Origin of the sequence: Kitasatospora sp. NPDC093558, from assembly GCF_040683475.1 — a bacterium.
GTDB lineage: Bacteria > Actinomycetota > Actinomycetes > Streptomycetales > Streptomycetaceae > Kitasatospora.
In genome coordinates this window covers 7,976-9,292 of the sequence record NZ_JBFBDY010000247.1, presented here as the reverse complement: position 1 = coordinate 9,292, position 1,317 = coordinate 7,976, and the positions used below count along the sequence as shown (strand labels likewise).

Sequence of the window (1,317 nt, the reverse complement as noted above, 5' to 3'; positions counted from 1 at the left end):
CCGCCCCGCGGCCCGCGTTGCGCGCCCGCGCGGGGGGCGGTGAGCGCGGCGCCCCCGCCCGCCGGCCCCCCCCCCCCCCGCCCCCGCGCCGGTCGGCGGCGACGGCGACGCCCCCGACCCCGACGGCCGGCACGTCCGTGCTCCCCACCGTGAGCGGCAGCGGCAGCAGGCCGGTGTGCGCGACGAGCCGGCCCCCGGCGGACCGCACGCCGAAGTGGATCTCCTTGGGCAGGAAGGTCAGCCCGGTGTCCGCCACGCCGTAGGGGTCGTCGCCGGGACCGAGGATCTCGTCCTGGTCGGCGCCGGTGTACTGCGGCAGCCGCACGACCCGGACCGGCGCGGCGGGGCTCCCGGAGGAGTGATGATCAGCCATCCCGCCATGATCGCTTCCGGGGCGAACGAAATCCAGGGCCCGCCGGAAGCGCGGTGTGCGAGCATGCCCCCATGCGCCAGCCCACCGACCAGCAGCCCGGATCCCGCCCGGTCCCCGGCCTGCGGGCCGCCCACCGCTCCACGATGCTGGTGAGCCTGCCGGTCCGGCTGCCCGCCCCGGTCGTCGCGCTCGCCCCGACCGTCCTGGCCCTGCTGATCCTGGTCCCGCTCGCCGCGGGCGATCCGGACGTCGGGCCGACCCCCTCGGCCAGGCTCAACGCCGGCCTGATGGCGATCGGCGCGCTCGCCCTCGCCTTCCGCTGGCGGGCCCCGGCCACGGTCACCGCGCTCACCCTGCTCGGCGGCCAGCTCCCGCTCGCCGTCGCCCTGTACGGACTGTCCGCGCGGCGCGGCCCGACCCGGACGCTCGCCGTGATCGCCGTCCTCGCCGAGATCCGCCTGCTCGTCCCGTTCGACCTCGGCGACCTCGGCACGCTGAACTCCTTCGCCAACATCATCGAGGACCCGCTGGTCTACGGCGCCGTGCCGATCGCCCTCGGCCTCACCGCCCACCAGCGCGCCCGCGCCGTCGACGTGCTCGCGGACCGCAACCGCCTCCTGGAGGCGGCCCGGCAGCACGCCGAGGAGCGCGCCGCCGCCGCCGAACGCGCGCGGCTGGCCCGGGAGATGCACGACGTCGTGTCCAACCGGGTCTCGCTGATCACCCTGCACGCGGGCGCCTGCCAGGTCGCCGCGCCGAACGACCCGGCCGTCGTCAAGGAGACCCTCGGGCTGATCCGCACCCTCGGCCTGCAGGCCCTCACCGAACTGCGCGGGCTGCTCGGCGTGCTCACCCCCGCCGCCGACGAAGGCCCGTCACTGCGCGGACTGCCCGCTCTCGTCGGGGAGTCCCGCCGGGCCGGCCTGTCCGTGCGCCTGAGCGTC

Annotated in this window: 2 protein-coding genes; one reads left to right on the top strand and one right to left on the bottom strand. The window is 77.6% G+C overall.

Annotated features, from left to right (window positions below):
• A partial coding sequence (locus AB0O00_RS21905; RefSeq protein WP_363654243.1) for a GNAT family N-acetyltransferase occupies window positions 1-373 on the bottom strand: 373 nt, incomplete at its 3' end.
• Window positions 374-444: 71 nt separating this feature from the next.
• On the opposite strand from AB0O00_RS21905, the gene AB0O00_RS21900 reads away from it, so the two are divergent.
• Window positions 445-1,317 (top strand): histidine kinase dimerization/phosphoacceptor domain-containing protein (locus AB0O00_RS21900; protein WP_363654241.1); only part of this gene is annotated, 873 nt, incomplete at its 3' end.